The sequence below is a fragment of the Micromonospora sicca genome, assembly GCF_003172935.1.
Taxonomy (GTDB): domain Bacteria; phylum Actinomycetota; class Actinomycetes; order Mycobacteriales; family Micromonosporaceae; genus Micromonospora; species Micromonospora sicca.
Genome location: NZ_QGKS01000282.1, coordinates 1 through 20,378, shown reverse-complemented (window position 1 = coordinate 20,378; position 20,378 = coordinate 1). Strand labels below are relative to the sequence as shown.

At 68.5% G+C, this 20,378-nt stretch carries 19 protein-coding genes and 2 pseudogenes; 10 read left to right on the top strand and 11 right to left on the bottom strand.

The features are described from left to right. Window positions 1-110 precede the first annotated feature (110 nt). The 3 genes from DKT69_RS22965 (at window position 111) to DKT69_RS22955 (ending at window position 3,691) form a co-directional block, all read left to right on the top strand. Window positions 111-1,568 (top strand): tyrosine-type recombinase/integrase, encoded by a 1,458-nt coding sequence (locus tag DKT69_RS22965; protein ID WP_109803571.1) that lies wholly within the window; start codon window positions 111-113, stop codon window positions 1,566-1,568. A 1,301-nt stretch (window positions 1,569-2,869) separates the two neighbouring features. Further along, window positions 2,870-3,361, top strand: a complete 492-nt coding sequence (locus DKT69_RS22960) for an ATP-binding protein (RefSeq protein ID WP_236648175.1) — start codon at window positions 2,870-2,872, stop codon at window positions 3,359-3,361. A gap of 6 nt (window positions 3,362-3,367) precedes the next feature. Further along, a complete protein-coding gene (locus DKT69_RS22955) occupies window positions 3,368-3,691 on the top strand; it encodes an STAS domain-containing protein (protein ID WP_109803570.1) in 324 nt (107 codons plus the stop codon). A 779-nt stretch (window positions 3,692-4,470) separates the two neighbouring features. Here the strand turns inward: DKT69_RS22955 and DKT69_RS22950 are convergent. The 3 genes from DKT69_RS22950 to DKT69_RS22940 all read right to left on the bottom strand — a co-directional run bounded on the left by DKT69_RS22950 (window position 4,471) and on the right by DKT69_RS22940 (window position 7,122). Further along, window positions 4,471-4,863, bottom strand: coding sequence for an STAS domain-containing protein (locus DKT69_RS22950; protein ID WP_161557933.1), 393 nt, complete (start codon window positions 4,861-4,863; stop codon window positions 4,471-4,473). 663 nt (window positions 4,864-5,526) lie between these two features. Further along, a complete protein-coding gene (locus DKT69_RS37870; RefSeq protein ID WP_146231184.1) occupies window positions 5,527-5,862 on the bottom strand; it encodes a hypothetical protein in 336 nt (111 codons plus the stop codon). 942 nt (window positions 5,863-6,804) lie between these two features. Then, complete coding sequence (locus tag DKT69_RS22940) at window positions 6,805-7,122, bottom strand: MerR family transcriptional regulator (RefSeq protein WP_109803568.1); 318 nt, start codon at window positions 7,120-7,122, stop codon at window positions 6,805-6,807. A gap of 636 nt (window positions 7,123-7,758) precedes the next feature. On the opposite strand from DKT69_RS22940, the gene DKT69_RS22935 reads away from it, so the two are divergent. Then, entirely contained in the window at window positions 7,759-8,130 is a 372-nt protein-coding gene (locus DKT69_RS22935; protein WP_146231183.1) for an STAS domain-containing protein, read from the top strand. A gap of 28 nt (window positions 8,131-8,158) precedes the next feature. On the opposite strand, the gene DKT69_RS39115 is transcribed toward DKT69_RS22935, so the two are convergent. Then, complete coding sequence (locus DKT69_RS39115) at window positions 8,159-8,461, bottom strand: hypothetical protein (protein ID WP_201749811.1); 303 nt, start codon at window positions 8,459-8,461, stop codon at window positions 8,159-8,161. A 32-nt stretch (window positions 8,462-8,493) separates the two neighbouring features. Beyond that, a pseudogene (locus tag DKT69_RS40040) lies at window positions 8,494-8,634 on the bottom strand (MerR family DNA-binding transcriptional regulator); the annotation flags it as partial. A gap of 905 nt (window positions 8,635-9,539) precedes the next feature. On the opposite strand from DKT69_RS40040, the gene DKT69_RS22920 reads away from it, so the two are divergent. The 3 genes and pseudogenes from DKT69_RS22920 to DKT69_RS40025 form a co-directional block, all read left to right on the top strand. Then, a complete protein-coding gene (locus DKT69_RS22920) occupies window positions 9,540-10,022 on the top strand; it encodes a hypothetical protein (RefSeq protein WP_236648174.1) in 483 nt (160 codons plus the stop codon). A gap of 420 nt (window positions 10,023-10,442) precedes the next feature. Beyond that, window positions 10,443-10,832 (top strand): phage integrase SAM-like domain-containing protein, encoded by a 390-nt coding sequence (locus tag DKT69_RS40030; RefSeq protein WP_236648173.1) that lies wholly within the window; start codon window positions 10,443-10,445, stop codon window positions 10,830-10,832. A 70-nt stretch (window positions 10,833-10,902) separates the two neighbouring features. Next, window positions 10,903-11,082 (top strand): annotated as a pseudogene (locus DKT69_RS40025) (MerR family DNA-binding transcriptional regulator); the annotation flags it as partial. Between the two features lie 180 nt (window positions 11,083-11,262). Here DKT69_RS40025 and DKT69_RS22905 read toward each other — a convergent pair. Further along, complete coding sequence (locus tag DKT69_RS22905; protein ID WP_161557932.1) at window positions 11,263-11,673, bottom strand: ATP-binding protein; 411 nt, start codon at window positions 11,671-11,673, stop codon at window positions 11,263-11,265. A 199-nt stretch (window positions 11,674-11,872) separates the two neighbouring features. Between DKT69_RS22905 and DKT69_RS22900 the strand changes: the two genes are divergently transcribed. Further along, window positions 11,873-12,238 (top strand): STAS domain-containing protein, encoded by a 366-nt coding sequence (locus DKT69_RS22900; protein WP_109803565.1) that lies wholly within the window; start codon window positions 11,873-11,875, stop codon window positions 12,236-12,238. Here the strand turns inward: DKT69_RS22900 and DKT69_RS22895 are convergent, their stop codons facing one another. Further along, a complete protein-coding gene (locus DKT69_RS22895; RefSeq protein WP_236648172.1) occupies window positions 12,239-13,495 on the bottom strand; it encodes a PP2C family protein-serine/threonine phosphatase in 1,257 nt (418 codons plus the stop codon). A gap of 279 nt (window positions 13,496-13,774) precedes the next feature. Next, window positions 13,775-13,951, bottom strand: a complete 177-nt coding sequence (locus DKT69_RS38490; protein ID WP_161557931.1) for a hypothetical protein — start codon at window positions 13,949-13,951, stop codon at window positions 13,775-13,777. Between the two features lie 663 nt (window positions 13,952-14,614). On the opposite strand from DKT69_RS38490, the gene DKT69_RS22885 reads away from it, so the two are divergent. Then, the gene (locus DKT69_RS22885) at window positions 14,615-15,544 is read left to right on the top strand and encodes a hypothetical protein (RefSeq protein WP_161557930.1); all 930 of its coding nucleotides are present in this window, start codon (window positions 14,615-14,617) and stop codon (window positions 15,542-15,544) included. 363 nt (window positions 15,545-15,907) lie between these two features. Here the strand turns inward: DKT69_RS22885 and DKT69_RS22880 are convergent, their stop codons facing one another. Together DKT69_RS22880 and DKT69_RS38485 are read right to left on the bottom strand one after the other, a co-directional pair. Further along, window positions 15,908-16,303, bottom strand: a complete 396-nt coding sequence (locus DKT69_RS22880; RefSeq protein ID WP_109803561.1) for a hypothetical protein — start codon at window positions 16,301-16,303, stop codon at window positions 15,908-15,910. Window positions 16,304-16,312: 9 nt separating this feature from the next. Beyond that, a complete protein-coding gene (locus DKT69_RS38485) occupies window positions 16,313-18,181 on the bottom strand; it encodes an RHS repeat-associated core domain-containing protein (RefSeq protein WP_161557929.1) in 1,869 nt (622 codons plus the stop codon). 476 nt (window positions 18,182-18,657) lie between these two features. On the opposite strand from DKT69_RS38485, the gene DKT69_RS22870 reads away from it, so the two are divergent. After that, a complete protein-coding gene (locus DKT69_RS22870) occupies window positions 18,658-18,918 on the top strand; it encodes a hypothetical protein (RefSeq protein WP_146231181.1) in 261 nt (86 codons plus the stop codon). Window positions 18,919-19,168: 250 nt separating this feature from the next. On the opposite strand, the gene DKT69_RS22865 is transcribed toward DKT69_RS22870, so the two are convergent. Continuing rightward, window positions 19,169-19,993, bottom strand: coding sequence for a S1 family peptidase (locus tag DKT69_RS22865; protein WP_109803559.1), 825 nt, complete (start codon window positions 19,991-19,993; stop codon window positions 19,169-19,171). Window positions 19,994-20,378 lie beyond the last annotated feature (385 nt).

Below are 20,378 nucleotides of genomic sequence, written 5' to 3'. Positions count from 1 at the left end.
CCACCGAACCGTCGACTTGACCCTGCCCCCGAATCACGCGTCGATCACCACCGACCAATCCGATGCCCGCCCCGGCGGCACAGGCGGCGGCACCGACGAAAGGACCCAAGATGGCTGACGGATCCGTCGGCAAACGATGCGGATGCGTCCAGGACGGCAAGCGCCTCGGCGCGAAGTGCCCCAAACTACGACGCGGCGGCGGCTGGAACCCCCACCACGGCAACTGGGGATACCAACTTGAACTTCCACTCGACGCCACCGGCAAGCGCCGCCAACTACGCCGCACCGGCTTCGACACCCGCGACGCCGCCGTAGCCGAACGCGACCACGCCCGCGCGCTGCTCGACCTCGCATGTCGGGACAAGACCCTCACCCGCCAGGTCGCCGACCTCCTGCACACGTGCAAGCGCGGCGAACCGCTACCCGAGCGAGACGCCGTCGCCCGCCGCATCCGCGCAGGCGTGCCCGCCAACGTCGCCACCACCGTCGGTGACTACCTCACCGACTGGATCACCTCGCGAACGCGGCTGTCGCCAGCGACGCTGCGCAGCTACCAGGACCACATCCGCATGTACTGGATCCCCAACATCGGCCGAATTCCACTGCAGGACCTCACCGCCACGCACATCCAGGCCGTGTTCACGCTGATCGACACCCGCAACAACGAGATCACCGCCGCGCGCGCCAGCACCGACCTGGAGGTTCGCGACAGTGTCAAGGGCGTCCGAACGGTGGGGCCCGCCAGCCAGCAGCGGATCCTGGCGACACTGCGCGCGGCGCTCAACGACGCGATCCGCAAGCACCGCCGGCTCATCGACCACAACCCCGCCGAACACGTCGACCTGCCCTCCGGCGCTTCGCCGAAGCCACGGCTATGGACCGGCACCGCGGTCAACCGGTGGCGCAAGAGCGGTGCACGGCCCAGCCCCGTCATGGTCTGGACTCCCGCCCACGCCGGGGCGTTCCTCGACTACGCCGAAACCCACGACATCGTCCTCTACGCCCTGCTCCTGCTCGCCACCCACCGAGGACTACGTCGTGGCGAGCTGTGCGGGCTGCGCGACTACGACGTCGACCTCGACGCCGCCGCCATCACCATCACCGAACAACGCACCAGCGTCGGCTACAAACCGATCACCAAGCCGGTGAAATCACGCGCCGGCGAACGCGTCGTCCCCCTCGCCGAGGACACGGTCGCCGTGCTTCGCGCCTACCGCGCCCGCCGCAACGGGTGGAAACTGGTCAGCGGCTCGGACTGGCCCGACACCGGGTTGTTCTTCGTCCGGCCCGACGGCAAACCCTGGCATCCCGAGGCGATCAGTCAACGGTTCGACAACCTGGTCGCCGCCAGCGGCCTCCCACCCGTCCGATTCCACGACCTGCGCCACATCGCCGCAACCCTCATGCTCGCCGCTGGCGCCAGCATCAAAGAAATCCAGGACACCCTCGGCCACGCCTCCTACACCATGACTGCCGACATCTACACCTCTGTCTTGGAGGAGCTGAAGCGGACCACCGCGGAGGCGACCACGAAGCTGATTCCCCGTCGACCGCATCGGGTGGCATGACGACGGTGGTCAGTCGGTTTGGTCCTAGAGCTGGCACATCGTGCCCGTCCGCGGATGGGGTGGGCCAGTGCCCTCACCTGACCATCGCCCGCCGGCCCACCATGGCGCAGGCCCGCCTGCAAGCCGCTACCTGCCGGTCGTATGGCAGGCAGACAGTTCTCGCGGTGTCGGGCTGCAGCAGCTGCCAGCTCTGGACGTCCTCGGCGACAACGCCCTGATATCCAAACGCCCCGCCCCCGCTTGTGGAGGGTGGCGGGGCCGTCGCTGAGGGGGGTCGTGAGGATCCTGAAGGTCGCCGAGTTCATCTGGCCAACGCGACGACCATCACGGCGATACACCCGATCAGCAAGATGGTTCCGCCGAACATGGCATATGGCCACCACTGGTCCGAGCGCGGCTGCACCCGGATTAGCCGCATAGTAGGTGCGTTCCAATCCGGAGGCGGAGCCGACACGGCGTTAGCGCGCTGCGGCCACGGTGGCGGTGGGGTTCGCGGTTCCGATTGGGCCATGGCTACTTCCTGTGCGAGGCGATGCCGTGCGTCGTATGGATCTTGAACGGGCGGGACCGCGGGGGTCGGGCGGTCCCGCCCGTCGAGGAGGTCGCGCACTCCGACCTTCCTCCTCAACCGGCGTCGGACGTCGTAAGGGCGTTACAACGACAAAACGGTCGGCGTCCCACGCTTCCTGCTCGGTGACCTCCTCGGCGCGCTCGAAAAAGTCGCCTTCCCTCGGCCCTCGACCGGTCAGCTCTGTTGCCCGAAGGCGGTCACACCACGTCCCCGCTCCACCGATGGACCATGTCGCCAGCACCGTCGAGAGAGCCGACCCTTGATGGCCTCCTGGTCCTCAGCGGTCCGCCTGTCACCGTCGAGGTGCGCGCGTCTGCGCCTGCCCCTGTCTCCGAGCACTCGGCATGATGATCGGCGGACACAAGGACGTGCCGCGCATGCCTGAGTCGTGTGACGTCGTGGTGATCGGCGGCGGTCAGTGCCGTTCACCCTCACCGCGACCGACACGAGGTGAGGCAGGGCAGGGCGTGCTGGAGCAGTTTCTCCTGAACCTGTTCGCGCCGCGTGGTGGTGGTGGCTGCTGGACACCCGGCAGCCACCACCTCCTGCCCTGACGGTCTGCGACGCTCCCGGCGCACTCAATCTCCGGGCGTCCTCGTGAAGGCGAATTGGTGCAGGTTTTGATTCCGTTGCGTCACTGGCAGTGCTTGCCGGAGAACAATGGTCGCGGATCCACCGTTGGTGGCTAGCCTGCTGGTATGAGCGACGGCGGCTCGACGGCGGTGACCTGGTGAGCGTAGGGGTGGGCCTGGGCGTGCACGGCATTCAACCGCCCGTGCTGCTATCGCAGCCGTTCACGGGCGCCACGGTGACGCAGGTGCGGCATCTGCTTGCCGCGCAGGTCGCGGCGGTCGGGTTGTCCGGCGATGCCGCAGACGACTTCGTGCTGGCGGTTCATGAACTGGTGACCAACGCGGTGCGCCACGGCGGCGGGGCAGGCCAGTTGGATCTCTACCTGCGCGCTGATGTGCTGGTGTGTGAGGTGACCGATCACGGTGCCGGCATAGGTGACCTGCTCGTCGAGATGCCGGCGGCGGACGTGCCGGGCGGCCGAGGGCTGTGGTTGGCTCACCAGCTAACCGGCACGCTAATGGTGGCTGGAGGGCCCGCCGGAGTCGCTGCCTCGGTGAGCGCCTGCCTCACCGTCCAATCGACACCTGTCGCTTCGGACAGCTCAAACCCTGAAAGGGATAGGGTGGACTCGTCTGCCGATGAAGGGTGAGTAGACGTGAATCCAGAGCCGAATTGGCAGTATCAGGTTCGTGCCGACGGTGACGCGAGAACTATCGCGCTGTCCGGCGAGATCGATATCAACGGTGCCGAGGAGTTGCACTCGCTGCTGCAGGAGGTGGTTGATGCAGGCGGCGGGGTACAGGTCGACCTCGCCCAGGTGACATTCATCGACTCCACCGTCATCACCGCGCTCATCAAGTCGCGGAACTCGGCCAGGGCTGCAGGTCGCCCTTTCGCTGTGGTCAATCCCGCCACCCAGGTGCGGCGAGTACTCACTGTCACCGGGGTCCTGAACGCCCTGACATCCGGCACCCGGTGACCGCCGCAACGGGCCAGGGTTCGACCAGGAGCCGGCAGCGTTAGCGCAGGGAAGCACCGCGGCAACAATCTCCACACCCGGCTGGACGAGGTAGAGCCGAGGCTCGCCCGCTACACGCCTTCGTCCACGGCCTGCGTAACGATCTGCCCGCTGTCCGCCGGGATCGCCCTGCCCACAGCGACGGTCCTATCGGAAGACGCCAACGTGAAAATCAAGTTCCTGAGAGATGGCAGATGTACGGCAACGCCGGATCAGGGATATCAGGTCGTCGGCACCACGGGCAAGGCGCGTTGGAACGTCGTTAACCAGCGACTAACTGTGGCAGCCCCGAGACTCGGTGTGAGCAGGTGTGGAGCATCGCTCCAGCAGTGACCCCCGGCCACTGCTGCGCGTCCAGCCGCCCATAATCGACGGGTCGCGGCGGGGCCGGCGTTCCACTCTTCGCCTACACCCTCGCCCCAGCCTGATCCGGCTCCGAGCCCCACGGCCCACGCTGCGGGTCACCGCCTCCACACCGTCGACCGGGGCGGCTTTCTCCACCGCGAACAGCACATCATTGAGATTCACACCGCTCATCCCGCTGTTGGCCACGCGACGGAGCATAGACGCCGCCCAAGCGCCCACTCGACGGCGAAAACACAGGACGCCATCTGTACGCCGACACCAACGCGAACATGCAGGCTACGTCCGAGCCGATCGGCCCCTGCCCGAGACACCGCCGTCGGCGCCCTGGCCCGTTGCCGCGACGGTGCCTTCGGCAGCTACCTGTGAGGTATTCCTTACCTTGCGCGGCTGACCTCGGCTGCGGCACAGGCACCTGGGCTATCGGTTTGTGATGCGGCGGGGTCGGGCAGAGTCGCCACGTCGGACGTGCCTGCGAGTAGCCCGAGCAGCCCTGCGGCAAAGAGCTGCCGGCGCACGGACGGTGGAATGCTGATAACTGTCAGGGTTCCGCCACGGACATGCACCGCCCGGTGACAGGCCACCAGGGTGCGCATCCCGGCGGAGTCGATGAAGGTCAGACCGGCCAGGTCCAGTTCGACATGGCGCACCGTCACGGACCGCAACGCGGCGAGAACTTCGTCATACACCAGTCCGGCTGTCGCCACGTCCACCTCGCCCCGCAGGCGCAGGCGCACCCAGGAGCCGCGGCGGACCGCCTCGATCGTCAATTCCCCTGCCTCACTCCGACGTCCGCCAACAGGGCTCGAAGAGCTGCCTTGCGTCAATCAGTCACCACACGCTAGTCCGCCCCCGTCACGGCTGTGGTCAGCCTTGCCGGTGGCCGCAACCGCCGCAGCTCCCGGTCAGCATGCCGCCGGTGCTCTGGCAAGCGTGGCGGAATGGCAAAAACGAGCCGAACCCACGGGTGCCGCAGCTTGATCGCCGACGGACCGGTGCCCGTGCGTCGGCGGGCGGGAACAGTGCCTGCTAATGCCAGTCGAGTGCCGTCACCCGACGGCAAGGCAATCGTTCGCGCCTCGGTAGGCCCCGGCCGGCCGGGGCCTACCCGGTCAGGACTCGGACCTCCGGCGTCAGTAGAGCACCAGCAAGGCTGCGGCCGGTGGCGACAGCGACGCTGCCGACGCCCGTCAGGACGGGTACCAGCCGGCTACCGCCGCTACCGCCGCTACCGCCGCTACCGCCGCTACCGCCGCTACCGCCGCTACCGCCGCTACCGCCGCTACCGCCGCTACCGCCGCTACCGCCGCTACCGCCGGTCCCACAGGTCCCACAGGTGACCGAGTCCCGGGGCACCCGACTGAGATGACACGAGGATGTCCTGGCCTTTTCAGCCAGGCCATTCTCGACTCTTGCCGGCGCCGGTGGCCGCGCTATGCGTCGTTGACGCTTGGGGGTCGAGTGTCGGTTGCGGTGGTCGATTCGGCCTGCGGCATGGGGTCGGTAGCGTCGGGTTGGGTTGCTCGTCGCTGGGCTATCCGGTTTCTTACCTGGGCGATGAGCGCGCCGGTCGTTTGCCGGGCGTGCCGTGCGGCGGTCAGTGCCCGTCCGGCGGCTTGGTTGGCCGCGGTGGTTGCCTTTTGCCGGGCGGTGGGCGGGCTGTTCGGTGCATCGTCGAGGTCGGCCACGGGCGCTGGTTCATCGTCGTCTGTCACGGCGCCTCGTTTGGCGCGTATCCGGACGGCGGCCAGTGTCGTGGCGATCGCCACGGCGGCGACCGTCCACGGCCACCGTCGTGGCTGGCGGATTCGCATCATGATTTTTCCTCCGAGAGTTTCAGGTAGGTCGCTGTTACGGTGCAGGGCCTGCGACGCTGCGCCTTGAATGACGGGCCGGGTGGGCGGCGGTAGGGCTATGGTCACGGCGCCGGGCGGCTGTAGTGCCACTGCACGTCGTGCCATCAGCCGGCGTTCACCAACACGCGACGGACGCGACGGGGTCGATCGGGAACGGCGAGGAGCACCTGGCCGTGGCCGGCAGCCGGCCAGGCGCCCGAGGCGCTGCCGCCGGCCGCGTGAGGCAGGGACGGGGGATCACAAGGAATGCCCGCAGCGCGGTCACCGCAGGCAGCGTGCGGCTCGGATGAGCGGCGGCCTGGACTCGGCCACGGGAAACGATCGAAGCGGTGGCCGGAACTGTCGCCAACATGATCGGGGTCATGGAACCCCTTTCCGAAACTGCCGACAGCCGCGAGCAGACGCTAAAAGCGGTGGCGACGGAGCAAAACCTTCACTTCTCCAGGGTAGACCGGAAGAAGCAAGGTCAACAGGGCCGTTCGGCCGGCGCGTCTGTCCTCAGCTTGCTGGCTCCTCAATGGACCCGGCCCCATCCGGCCGCTGGCGGCCCAGCCTCCGGCCGCACGGTTGCGCGATGAACGTGGGCAGTGGAAATTCACGGCCCAAGGCCGGCGGGACTGGCTAGCCTTGCCGCTCCGGGACAGGATGTCACCGTCTGATGTCCGTCCTCGGGGCAAGGCTGCTCAGCCAAGCGGTCCGGGGGGCGCGCAGGAAAGAGAGAGTCAGGAGATGTCACGTTCGCCCCCGCGCCGGCCCGCGAAAGTCGAGGCGGGGACGATGGATTGGCTCTCGACGGCTGGCCGCCCTTCAACGACGTCAGCGCTACGCCGAGTGCCTGAACGCGGGGGCGGGTCGTCAGTCGTGTCGCTGCGTCCCATGATGCTGCTGGTTGTGTCGCAGGGCTTCCTCGAGTTGGTCATCGAGGATGATGATCCGGCAGGTGGCCTCCAGGGCGGTGCCCTGGTCGACCATCTCCCGGCCCGGGGCGGCCGGGCGAAGCTGGTAGCGGGAGCAGCGGCGGTGCCCGCCTGTGGAGCGGTGCGGATTGATCAGTTTCGCCGCATCCATGCGGCGTAGGAAGTCCTGCGTGGTGCCGAGCATCAGCGTGGCCTGGCCGATGGTGTAGGCGGGGTAGTCCTCGTCGCCGAACATGTCATCGGGGTTCTGCCCCATGTCACCAGCACGTCGAGGGCCCCGGCGCGTACACGCCGGAGCCCAGGGTTGCGGGTCAGAAACACCATCTACCGACGGCAACGTCGGCTTGTCGTGTCCGCACCAGCCCTCAGTGAAGGCTTCGAATGCGAGGATCGCATATGCGTGACCGGAGACCACCTCTCGTTCGATGGAAACTGCGGTGTCCGCCCGGCCCGAATAACGACCGGTAGCGGGCGATCCAACGGTGTGCGGCCCTCCCTTTCCTCTACTTCTCTTTCCCTTGCTGGTGTGCGGTCCGCCGGTGTCGGGGCCCACGCACCTTCATGGCCCCGTACACGTGTGGCGAATCTTCAGATGGAGCCCTGAAGACATCTTGGCCCCACCTGCGGCGCCCCGTCGTCGATCACGCCGGAGCTGACGTACTTCTACTGCCGTTCGGAGGAAAACACCGAAGCGTCTACCTGTTCCCACTCCTGCGCCCGTCGTAACCTCACGACCGGGCGGCCCATCTGCGTCCTCTTCGGTTCTCTGCTCACAACTCGAAGAAAGCTAGCCCCGGGCCGGCAGGGATGTCTAGTGATCCCGGCATAGATCTTCTGACTGACCGTCCATAGACTCGACAGCTGTTTGGAAGGGCAGCAGGGAGAACCGTCAGTGGCACCGTTACGCATCACTACGGACGTCGACATGGACGGCGTCGCCATTCTCGGCCCCGCCGGCAACCTCGACGCCGACACCAGCGAGGACCTCACCAGGGCGGTCACCGCCGTCCTGACCCGCCACCGGGTGACACACCTGGTGGTGGACCTCCTCCGAGTGTCATCCCTTGACCCGGTCGCCCTGGACACCCTGCTAGGGGCACGGGCAACAGCCCTGCAAGCAGGCGCGTCCTTCCGAGTCATGCGTCCGCACCACACGGTGCGACGAGTACTGCATCTCGCCGGCACCTGTCAGCTACTCATGCACGGGCGCCTACCGGCGGCCCGGTCCGGCCCCACTGGGATGACCAACGGCACGATCCAGTAGCGGACTGCCGGTAGTGGTCGTGGCCTGCTCACCCGGCGCGAAGCCGCAGGGCCACGACGGTCCGGTATACCTGAATGTCCAGGCAGAGCGGGCTCTCTGGTGGGAGAAGTGATCTTCGTGTCGCCCGGGGGCCTGCTTGCGGCGTTATCCCCGGGGGCAGCCCGGTCCGGCGCACGAGGATGCGGAAGCGGGTGGTGGCGTAGTTCGGGTTGATCGGCTTGCCGTCTGAGCGGTTGAACACATATCCGGTGTCGGTCCACGGCTTGCCGTTCTCCGCTGCCTCGGCGCGCCGGTCCTGTTCGTAGCGGCGGTGCACACGCAGGATCTGCATGCTGCGCTTGTCGAGGGGCGACCGACCGCCGTAGAGCGGTGCGGGTTGATCAATTTCGCCTCGTCCAGGCGGCGCAGGAAGTCCTGCGTCGTGCCGAGCACCTCCGCGGCCTGGCCGATGGTGTAGGCCGGGTAGTTCTCGTCGCCGAACATGTCATCCGGGTTCTGCCCCATGCCACCTCCACGTCGAGGGCCCCGGCGCGTAAGCGCCGGGGCCCAGGGCTACGGGTCAGAACACCATCTACCGACAGGAACGTCGGCTTGTCGTATCCGCACCAGCCGCAACCGGCGGCTTCGGGTGCGAGGATCGCATATGCGTGACCGGAGACCACCTCTCGTTCGATGGAAACTGCGGTGTCCGCCCGGCCTGACATGACGGCCGACGGCGGGCGATCCAACGGTGAACGGCCCTCCCTTTCCTCTGCCACTTCTTTCCCTTGCTGACGTACGGTCCGCCGGTGCCGGAGCCCACGCGACTTCATGGCCCCCACACGTACAGCGAACAACAGCTGGAGCCCCACAAGAGCATTGGCCCCACCTGCACCCCGGCTCGCATCTCGCCGGGCTGTGCTTCTACTGCCATCCGTAGAGGGAACGATGGATCATGTTCCGCTCCTCGCCGCCCGTCGTGCTCTCACGGCCGGACAGCCCGTCCGCGTCTTGACGGATCTTCACTCTCAACTCGAGGAAGAGTATGCCGCACTGCAGACGATGTCTAGTCTTCTCGGCCTAAATTTATTGGTCCGCACCCATCAGAATGCTGACCTGCCGCAACTCCCGATCGACGCCGGCAGGGTCGCGACGGCTCTCCCGTCCGCCCGGAAATCCGCCCGAAGCCCGGAGCGGCATGGTGGCGATCACCACTCTCGACGAACTCTCCCCTGACGGGGGGTGGGTTCGGTGTCGGTCATCGAGGCGAAGCCGGATGGCCGTTTGGGGCGGCCGAATCGCGTCCGAGGCGATGACGCCTGGCGGCCGGCCAACCGGCTGCCGCCGATCTTCGAGTAGTGGCTCGACCACCACGGCGGTCGCGCGCTCAGACCGCCGGCTCCCTCACCGCCGCCCACCGACGCCTCCGCGTGAGCATCATCGTCGCCGCCGTCTTCGCCACCCAGGCCGTCGCCGTGCTCGCCATGCCCCTGCTCGCCGCCACCCGCACCGGCGCGATCGTCAGCGTGGTCGGCTTCGGAATCGGCTTCGGCATCACCAGCCTCGCCACCCCCGCCCTGCTCGCCGACCGGTACGGCACCACCGCCTACGCCACCATCGCCGGACGCCTCGCCGCCCCCGTCACCATCGCCAAAGCCACCGCTCGCCGCCGCCACCCTCCTCCACACCGCCGCCGGGTACACGCCGCTGCTCGCCGCGGTCGCCGGATTCTGCGCTCTCGCCGCCATCGGCATGCTCACCCGGGCCAGCACCACCGCAACCATCCCCGCCGGCCCGGACGCACCCGCATGGCGTTGACGTGGCCCGGGCGGCCCGACCCGAACACGCGACAGCCGCACAACCACCTCGACACCCATAACCGACATAACGGCGACCGCTCATCCTGTCCCTGACAAGACCGGACAGGAGGCCACCATGACGACCACAGGCGTGATCTTCAAACGGTGCGGATGCCGCGACAACGGCCGACGTCTGGAAAGCGTCTGTCCCCGACTCGCTGACCGAGGGCACGGGACCTGGTACTCCACTGCACCGCCACGAACCTCCTCGGCCGCCGCGAACGGACCCGCCGCGGCGGCTACCTCTCGCAGGCCGCCGCCCGCCACGCCCGCGACGAATGGCTGAGCAGCACCGAAGCCGACCGCACCGCGCAGGGCTGGACGGTCGAGCGGTGGCTGCGGCACTGGCTCGACACCCGCACGAAGATCCGGCCCACCACCCGGTTCCACTACACCCGCGACGTCGACAACGTCCTGATCCCCTACCTCGGCCGCTACCGCCTGGCCGATCTCGACGCTCAGCTCCTCCGCACCGTGTTCACCGCGATCGCCGACACCCGCAACAACAAGGGCCGCCCGCAATCGGCGTCGGCGATGAACCACCTGCGCACCACCCTGCGCGCCGCCCTCAACCTCGCCGTCAAGGAAGGCATCCTGGACTGCAAACCGGCCCGCATCGAGATCAGCGGCTACCAGCAACCCCACGCCAAGGTCTGGACCGAAGCCCGCGTCGAGTCCTGGGAGCCGACCGGCGCGCACCCGGCCGTGGCGGTCTGGACCGCCGACCACCTCGCCGAGTTCCTCGGCAGCGTCAACGACGATCCCCTGTTGCCCTCTGGTGGCTCGCCGGCCTGCGCGGACTGCGCCGCGGTGAGCTGTGCGGGCTGCGGTGGTCCGACATCGACCTCGACCGCGGCGTGCTGACCATCGAACGCAACCGGACCACGGCCGGTTACCAGGTCGTCGAGGGCGAACCGAAGACCCCGGCCGGACCGGTGGGCACCGCCGCTACTCCCGCTACCAGCTGCGCCTGGCCGCGCGGGCCCGGGAGATGGTCGACCAGGGTACCGCCCTGGAGGCCGCCTGCCGGATCATCATCCTCGAGGACCAACTCGAGGAAGCCCTCCGGCAGAACCAGAACCAGCAGCATGGGACGCGGCGAACTGACGGGTGAGGTCGTCGGCGGGCGGTGAGCCGACTGGCTCGCCAGCGCGAACTACCTCGGCCCTGCCGGCCGTACTCCTGCTCGTCGCACCTCTTCCTATTTCGGCCGCCACCCGCGAGGCGCCCCATCGAAGGCCGTCCACCTGGCTCGGGCTCGGCGGATGGCGAGGGCGTCCGGTGCGGCAGCCGGTTATCGGATCGGTGCTGTTCGTGCGTCGGTGAGGTGTTTGGTGATGCGGAGCAGTACGTGGCCCGGTGGCCCGGCGACGAAGGCGGCGGTGTCGGCGAGTGCGGCGATCAGGGGCAGTCCACGGCCGCCGGCGGTGAGCGGGGCGGGGAGTTCGGCGTCGAGGCCAGCGCCGTTGGGGGTGCTGCCGCGGTTGCCGACCTCGAGGAGGCAGACGTCGTCGTCGATGACGACGGTGATGTCGACGGCGCTGTCGGGTGCCGCGTGCATCACCGCGTTGGCGCACGCCTCGCTGATCAGCACGGCGAGGTGGCCACGGGAGTCCTCGGCGACATCGGTGAGGCTCAGCAGGGTGGCGAGGACGTGGCGGGCGCGGGTCACCGACGACGGTTGACGCGGGAGTGACAGGGTCATGCTCACCCGCATTGTCCAGCTCCTCCCCGGCCCGCCGGAGGACTGCGTCACCTGAGGCGTGATGCTCCGGCTGTGATCAGCCCTACCCGGGGTTGCTGAGGCGAAACGGTCAGGGTGCCGGCGCGACGTACGCCGGCCGACGGCGGTTCACCTGCCGGCAGCATATGGTAGGCGGAGATCATCGGCGTGGGAGGCTGTTGTGGATCTGCTGCTGTCGGTGCGGCCGGGCCGGGTTTGCACCGTGCTCGAGGTGCGCGGCGAGCTGGACATGGCGACGTCCCCGCAGCTGCGCGAGGGCCTGCAGCGGTTGGTCGACGCCGGTGACCGTCAGGTGGTGGTGGATCTGGCCGGGGTGGGGTTCATGGATTCCAGCGGGCTGGGCGCGCTGGTGGTGATGTTCAAGGCGTTGCGGGACGTCGGCGGTCGGCTGAGCCTCGCCGCGGTGCAGCCCGCCGTGCGCAGGGTCCTGACGGTCACGTCGGTGGATCGTGTGATCCATGTTCATGACAGTGTGCAGGCGGCGGAGGCCGATCTGCCGTCCACCGACCACGCGCCAGGCCAGTAGTCAGTCGGGCAGCGCGGTGCTGGCACGCCCCTGGTCGGCGCCGGCGCTGGTACACCGGTCCTCGCGGTGCCCGCCGTGCCAGTCGAGGATGAACAGGGTGGCGTCATCGGCCAGTGTCGGTCCGCTGACCTCGAGTACGGCGTCGGCCAACGCCCGGGCAGCCTCGCGTGGATGCAGACCGGTGATCGACCGCAACATGGTCGGTAGGTCCAGGTTGGCGGCGTTGCGCTCTCGCATGCCATCGGTGACCACCACCAGGCGGTCGCCCGGCCGCAGCTCGATCTCGCCAGCGCGGTGTCCGGCGTCGGCGAACATTCCCAGGGGGAAGTTGGGCGGTAGTGGCAGCGCCTGGGTGTTTCCGTCGCGTACCAGCATCGGTGGCACGTGCCCGGCGTTGAGCAGCGCGCACACGCCGGTGCGCAGGTCCAGACGGCCGAGGACCGCGGTCAGGTAACTGCCGGGCACGGTGGCATGTTCGGCCACGTCGGCATTCGCGGCGTCGGCCTGCTCCACCAGACCGGCCGCGCGTCGGCGGCTGTTGCGCAGGCTGCCCACGCCCAGGGTGGCCGTGAGCGCGCTGGCTACGCCGTGGCCCATGGCGTCGGTGACGCTGAAGTGCAGCACGTCGCGGGCGAGGCTGTAGTCGAAGGTGTCCCCGCCGATGCTGGCGGCGGGTTCCAGCCAGCCGGACAGGGTGAACGCGCTGGCCTCACAGGTGAACGAGGCGGGCAGCAGGCGGCGCTGGATCTCCCCGGACAGGGTGAACGGGGTCGTGCGTTGCCCCCACTCGAACAGGTCGGTGTGCCGGCGGTTGGCGATCACCACGAACGCCAACAGGTGCGCCGTGCGGGTGATCTCCTGCAGCGCCCGCGGGGCGGGCTCGTCCGGCAGGCTCATCTCGAGCAGGCCGATGGCCTCACCGCGGTCGGTCACCGGCGCCAACACCATCCACCTGTCAGGCTGCGGGACAACCTGCACCGTCTGGGTGCGTAGCGCCTGCTCGCCGGGGCCCCCGTCGAACGGCATGACCGTGGCGACCTCATCACCGGCCCGGCGTCCCTCACCGGCATCGTCGAGCGGCACGTGGGTCAACCGGACCAGCGCCCGGCCGCTGAGGTCTGCGATCAGGAATGCAACGGTACGTGCCCCCAACGCCGTACCGAGTTCTCGGGTGACCGCCTCGACCGCCTCGACCGGCGAGGCGTTCTCCGCCGCATCCAACATCTGCGCCATGATCCGCCCTCGGCTGCTCTCCACTGCCCGAGCCTACGAGACCCGGCTGGTCACTGCCGAGGACGAGGATCGTCACGCTCGGATCGGTAGTCCTCGCAGAAGACGACGAGGTGTGAATTGCGCCGAGGCTGGGTGACCTCGCGGATCAGAGGTCGACAAGCTCGCCTCTCGAGATGACCGCTGAGATAACGGCGCGGTCTCTGGCACAAGTCCGCCAATCTATCTCGACCAGCCGGGCAGAGACCTCGGACGCAGGGTGCGGGGGGCCTGTCTTTGCGGTTCGGGTGGCGGCTGATGGGTCTCTCATGTTCGGGGCTGGTCGACCGGGCAGGCGTAGGCTGAGCGGCCGCCCAGCTCCCACACCCGCACCGGGGCGCCGCAGCGCCGGCACGCCTGCCGCTTGTAGACCCACCGCTCATCGGGGGCGGTCGGGTCGCTGATCACCTGGCCGGCGTCGCGGCCCAGGGTCAGGTATCGCACCGCGAGGTCCACAGCACCCTGCCCGCCCGCAGCCCGACGTCCCTGCGGTTCGGGTCCAGCCCGGCGAGGATCGGCATCCGCCGAGTAGAAATGAAATGAGGTGAAACGCGTCCGCAGCAGATTGACGGTCCGGGACTCTCGGGCGGTCCGACAATTGATCCGACGTCGCTGCAAGTTTGTGCACAGGGTGTCCGTCTTTCGGCGAAGAATGTGCGTGAACATTCCGAGATGGTTGACTTGTTGAAGCCCATTGTGAGCTCGCACATGGCGGCACGCCTCGACGGCTGTCCGCCGTGGTGCGTCAAGGCCCACGCCGGAGAGGTTTTGAGTGGTCCGAGCGACCGGGCCCGGCGGCACTCCCGGACGGTGATGGAGACCCGCGAAGGCGAGGTCAGCGGGGTAGCGGTGGAGATCTTCGCACTGGAGCACCTTGACCGGGTCGAGGAGAGTACACCGGCGGAGGTGTTCGTGTCCGCCCGGGATCCGCTCAACCTGGCCGATGCCGGCTACCTCGCTACATCCATCAGGAAGGCGGTCACGTTAGCCAGCCAGACGCACCGGCCGTACTGGCTGAAGCGGGCGTGTCCGTCCTGGTGCAACGCGACCCACCTGGACGGCGACGACCTCGATGATCGAATCCACTGGCCGGACGACTCGCCACCGGTGCTGCTGTCGCTGCACAACGCGGTGAGTACGGCCGGCGAGTGGTGCCGCGATCAGGACTACCGGCCGCAGCAGCTGGAGGTCGACCTGGAGCAGCACGCCGACGCGGTCGAGCCGGTGGTGAAGTTTGTGATCGAGGGCGCGACGGCGGTGTTGCGCCTCACCCTCGATGAGGCCGAGCAAATGCGGACGGTAGTCGGGCGAGTGGTGGCCATGGCCCACGATGCAGACAGCCAACCGATCGGGGCCGTCCAAGCGTTGGCTGTTCCGGCACCGGCACCGGACCGGCCGAGCCTCGACCGGACTTTGGTCGACCGGGTGATCTACGACGAGGGCCTGACGGCCGGGCAGAAGATCAGCGTGCTCCGGGGCGCGGTCGCCGCCCGGTTCACTCAGCAGGGCCGGAGCGTCGCTGAGCAGGCCGCGCGGTTGAACTGCACCGAGGAGCAGGCGGTGAACGCGGTGGTGGACCTCGCGATGTGGACGCACGCCGGCTACCTGCTTCCACCCGCGAGGCCGGCCGAGCCGGATTGCCCGGTGTGGTGCGCCGGAGACTGCCGCACCGAAGACGGCGTCCGCCTGCACGACCGGCACGTGGCCGCCGTGCACGGGCATCACAGCGACGATGCCAACGACATCAAGGTGGCCACGGTCGACCTTGCCGCGTTCAACTCGCCCGACGGGTACGGCGACGAGCCGCCATCGGTGACGCTGGCCATCGACAACCCGGAACAACGCACCACCGACATGACCGAGATCGACGGGATGGACCACGGCACGGTCCGGAACCTGGCCGCATCGTTGCTGTCGGGCTGCTGGGACCGCACGACGATCCGGCTCACCCCCCAGAAGGCGGCGGAACTCGGTGCGTCACTGATCACCGCATCCCGCGCCGCTCACAACAACACGGCAGTCAAGGCCCGACCATAGCGAGGATGCGGAGCGGCCCGGCCTGTGCAGGCAACGAGGCACGGGCCGCTCGGGGGCGACCAATGCTTGCCGATGATCCGCCACCGCGCCGACCACAGGCTAGTACGGCAGCCGCCGTCTGAAATGTTGCTGGAGGTTCGCTGGCCGTCACCCATGCCTGCCTGTCGGACCGCCAGCGGGTACCGGGGCGCGGGCCCGCACCCCGAGCAGGCCCGCCCCAGGTCAATCGCGGATCACGTAACCAGCGAAGGAGCCCGTCCCCACCACCGCTGCGACACCAACCCGAAACCAAGGGGCGTCCAGTCGGTATGCCACGTAGGCACCGACCAGGAACACAACGCCGAGCCACATCATGACCGCGTTCTACGCCCGCGACCCTCTACTTCGCGGTGACTTCGGCACCTGGCCCAACTCGGCCCGGTACCACGCGGGATAAACCCACTGCGGGGGCCGGTACGCCCAAGCGACCATCAACACGCCGCAGGTCAGGACCAGCAGGAGGCCCGCCGCTATGGCGACCGTCTGGATCGGCCCTTCCGGCAGGAACGCGCTCAGTGCCGCCAAGGCGATCGAATACCAGAAGGCAGCAGCGACCAGCAGGATCGCCGGAAGGTGGCGGAAGCCCGACTTGAGGAAGAATGCTGCCGCCCGACGTTGCGAGGGACGGCCACCCCCGCGGCGAAAGCTCAGGTACAGCCAGAGCGTCAGGCTGCCCGCGAGCACCAACGCCGACAGCACATAGATGGCTTCTCGCTCCATCGCGTCACGCTACCAATCCACGGCTTCGGTCCACAGGTCGCCGAGCACGTCGCCGCCCGCCGTTCCCAGTCCGCCACCGACCCATCCGCCGATGGCAGCACCGCCGGCTGCTCCGGCGACCGCGCCCGGACCGGTCCAGCTTGTGGCGGCGCCGACTGCCCAAGCGCCCGCGGCCCCGCCGCCGAAGCTACCGAGGGCGGTGGTGCCCCCGCTGATGACCGCGCGGCCGACGCGTTCGGTGGTGGAGAGGCCGGGTCGGTTTCGGTCGCGGTACCACTTGTTCATGCCGGCGTCGGCACCAGCGACGAGTGCCCCGACGAAGCCGAAGCCCTTGCCGGCCTTCGAGAGCCTGCCCTGCCATTTGCTGCCCTTGGCAAGTGCAGAGTTGGCCCTGTACTGCTGGTGGTCGTTGTAGATGCCATAGGCGAGGTCCTTGAGCTGCCAACCAGCCCGCTTGAGGGGATGACGCCAGAAGGACGGCGCCGGGCCGGAGTTCTTCTGCTTGGCCAGGAACTTCGCCGCTTGGTCGGCCTTCCACGTTTCGTACTCCTTGCCACTTCTCTCGTTCGTGGCGCCGGAGATGCCCAGGCCGGCGCTGGCCCAGCCCAGGTTGGTGTAGTCGGCCGGGTTGAGGGCGGACTTGGCTGTGTCCCACGCCTGGCTCCAGTCGACGGTCGGGCCCGGGTCGTGAGTGCCGAGATCCTGGGTGTCCTCACCGCCAGACGGTTCGGGGCTTTCGGTGGTGGTTGATCCGCCGCCGCCGCCGTCGGCGATGAACAGGTGGCCGTCGGTCTCGATGTAGCTGATCGGGTTGCCGCCGGCCATGGCGTAGCGGGTCTGGGTCAGCGGATCGAGGGCGAGGCCGAGGTTGGCCAGCGAGCCGTGGAACATGTCCTGCTGCAGGAAGCTGGCGGTGTCCGGGCCGTAGCGGCGGGCGCCCATGTCGTAGCCGCCGGAACCGTTGGGCACCGGGCTGGGTGTGGTGCCGGTGCTGGTGGTGCCGGTGTCGATGCGCTTGCCGCTGTAGCGGTACGGGTTGATCGGGTTGGCGCCGGTATTGCCGGTGGTCAGCGACTGGGGGTCGCTGCTGGGCGAGTCGGCGCCGCCGTAGGCGTTGTAGCCGTAGGAGGCCTTGACATTGCCGGCGTCGTCGATGAGCTGCGACACCGAGGAGTGCACGTCGACGCTGTAGGTGTACTTGTTCGGCTCGGTGGTGCTGCCGGTGGCCTTGTCGGTCATCGCGATGCGGTGGCCGTACGAGTCGTAGGAGAAGGTCTTGGTGCGCGGGTCGGTGCCGCCGGTCTGCCTCTCCTCCGTGGCCAGGCTCGTCAGCCCCTGGTAGGTGAACGCGGTGGTGCGGTCGGTGCCCGTTCCGGTGTGGTCCTCGACCTCCTTCGTGGTGCGGTCGACGGCGTCGTAGGTGTAGGTGGTCTTGTCGGTGCGGGTGCCGCTGCCGTAGTGGCGCAGGTTGGTGAGCCGGTTCAGGTAGTCGTAGCCGTAGTCGGTGATCAGGTTCGAGGACGCGGCCGAGCCGTCGGAGGGTGAACAGTTGGCCTTGCTGCCCGCGGCCAGCGTCAGGCAGTCGAGGTTGCCCCAGTCGTCGTACCAGTACTTGCCGGTGGCCCCGCCGACGGTGATGTCGGTGAGCTGGTCGCCGGTGTACCGCTTGCTGGTGGCGGTGCCGTTCTTGACCTCGGTGGTGACGTTGCCGGCCCGGATGCTGGTGTCGCCGATGAGCTTGGTGGGCTCCCGGTGGCAGGCGACTTCCCCGACGGGCAGGTGTTCGTCGACCTCGGGTGCCAGACCTCGATCGGCCCGAACGAGGTGCTGGCCCGGGTGCTGCGCACGTTGGGGGTGGCTCCGGTCGATGTGCCGCACGGTATTGACGAGCGGGTCGGCCGTTTCCGCTCGCTCACCGCCGGGCGGCGGCTCCTGCTTGTTGTTGACGGGGTCACCGGGGCGGCCCAGGTTCGGCCGCTGCTCCCCGCCGGGCCCGGTCCGGCCGTGATCGTGGTGGGCCAGCGGTATCTGGGCAGCCTGGACCGGGTGCGACAGGTCGCCGTGCGGCCGCTGGACCGTGTCGGGGCGGGTGACCTGCTGGCGGCGTTCGCCGGCGCGGATCGGCTGGCTGTGGATCCGGCCGCTTCTGGCGGAGCTGGTCCGGCTGTGTGGCGGTTCGGTGCTGGCGCTGCGGGTTGCCGCTGCGAGGTTGGCGAGGTGGCCTGGGATGCCGGTGGCCGACCTCGTCGGCCACCTCGCTGATCTCGGGAGCAGGCTGGACGTGCTGACCTATGACGACCTGTCGATACGCGAGCTTGGCGGCCGCTGTGGGGATGGCTTGCTCGGAGGACGGTGTGACCGGTGGGCTCCTCGAACTGCTCGGCGCTTCTCCCGATGTCCTGGTGGCGGTGGACTGGGCCGCGGCGCAGCTCGGCGTCTCCGCCAAGCGGGTGCGCCAGGCCTTGGACGTGCTGATCGACGCGTACCTGGTCGACGGTGACGGGTCGGGCGGCTACGGGTTGGCACCGCTGGCCCGCGAGTACCTTGCCGAACTGGGTGTTGCGCGGTCCGAGCAGGCGCACCTGCCCATCACCTTGCTATCCGAATCGGCGTAAAACCGGGACGTGGCATCAGCAGCCATCATGACGAGCAGCGGCTGGGATGACGCTCGGCTTGGACCGAGCTTCAAGAGGCACATCAGAGAGGGCGGTGCCGGGTATAGAACCCGAAAACCGCCCTCTCATCTGGGAAGTTTCCTGTTGTCTGGTCGGCTCCCGGCGGCGCCCCCCACCGCGCGAACCAGGCCTCAGGAGTGGAAGCCTTCGGGAGGTGCGGGGGCCGGCGCGCTTACGTCTTGGAGGTTGGCTATTTGCCGTTGCGGCCGGGGTGCGGTCGCGTGCCGCCACTGGTGCCGGTGGTCTGCTGGATCCAGTCGGCGAGCCGGTCGACCCGCGACGTCGTCTCTTCCTGGGAGTGCGGGCACGCCGGCCCGTCGGATTCGACGGAGACCAGGGATTGGGTGCCATCGGGGTTTTCGGTGAAGTACGGGGCACCGGAGTCGTACGCGCACGCGCTGGTGTTCGCGGCCGGGGCGTAGCCGACCACCATGACGGAGGTGCCGGCAACCCGGGTGATCTTGAACTGGCCGGCCTGCAGGTGGCTGCTCGGGGTGGGGCTGACGGAGCTGGTGGCGCCCCAGCCGGTCATCCGCAAGATGGCGCCGGTCTGTGGGGTCGTGGTGCTGACCGGCAGCGGCGCGATGTCGGTGATCGGCGTGGCCAGCTTGGCCAGCGCCACGTCGTGCCGGGAAGCCTGCCGCACTTCCACCACGTCGACCACATAGCCGTTGGTGGCGGCCAGGTCGGCACGCCCGACGGTCGCCGTGGTGGAGTACGGCACGGGGCCGCTGACCCGGTTGCCGGACGTGTCGTGGAAACAGTGCCCCGCCGTGACAATCCACTGCGGGGCGACGAGCGCGCCGGAGCAGGCACTGTCGTACGAGGTCCCGTCGGCGCGCGGAATGTTCGTCATAGTGAGCTTTGTCGAAAACAGGTACTGGCCCTCGGCGACCGGGGTGCCGTTGGCGACGGCCTGGGCCGCGCCCGGCGTGGCCAACACGGTGGACATTCCTACTGCAGCGATCGCCGCGCTCATCGAGATGAGCCGCGCTGCGCCTGGCAGACGAATCATCGGGCGAAGCTAGCACGATCGGGCATCACCGTGGGTTCCCCGTTCTGCACACGCTGCACCATCCCCGATGTGCAAAAACGATGCCGGTAAATATCACGCCGATCTTAGGATGATCAGGAGACTCCGCTCCACGCAGCTGCCTACCTGAAAGACGCTGGTTCACAAGAGACGGCTCTCATGTACGCCCATGCGTCCTGCCGCGCGGGACACCCACATGACCGACCGGCCCGTCCGGATTGGCCGATCGACGGCCACCCGTGCCCCTTTTTCCTTGCCGTCGGGCAATTACCCGCGTCAGTGTTACAGGCGACCGGTCCGGTGTGACGAATACGTCACACCGGTCGCTGGACCAGTGACGGAGGCAACCCCCGCCCCGTCCTGGCAC

Excerpts from the sequence above, each read along its gene's own strand:
- DKT69_RS22865 (WP_109803559.1), bottom strand. The coding sequence starts at position 19,993 with ATGATTCGTCTGCCAGGCGCAGCGCGGCTCATCTCGATGAGCGCGGCG.
- DKT69_RS22940 (WP_109803568.1), bottom strand. The coding sequence starts at position 7,122 with ATGGGGCAGAACCCCGATGACATGTTCGGCGACGAGGACTACCCCGCC.
- DKT69_RS22965 (WP_109803571.1), top strand. The coding sequence starts at position 111 with ATGGCTGACGGATCCGTCGGCAAACGATGCGGATGCGTCCAGGACGGC.
- DKT69_RS22905 (WP_161557932.1), bottom strand. The coding sequence starts at position 11,673 with ATGACCCTGTCACTCCCGCGTCAACCGTCGTCGGTGACCCGCGCCCGC.
- DKT69_RS39115 (WP_201749811.1), bottom strand. The coding sequence starts at position 8,461 with ATGCAGATCCTGCGTGTGCACCGCCGCTACGAACAGGACCGGCGCGCC.
- DKT69_RS22880 (WP_109803561.1), bottom strand. The coding sequence starts at position 16,303 with ATGGAGCGAGAAGCCATCTATGTGCTGTCGGCGTTGGTGCTCGCGGGC.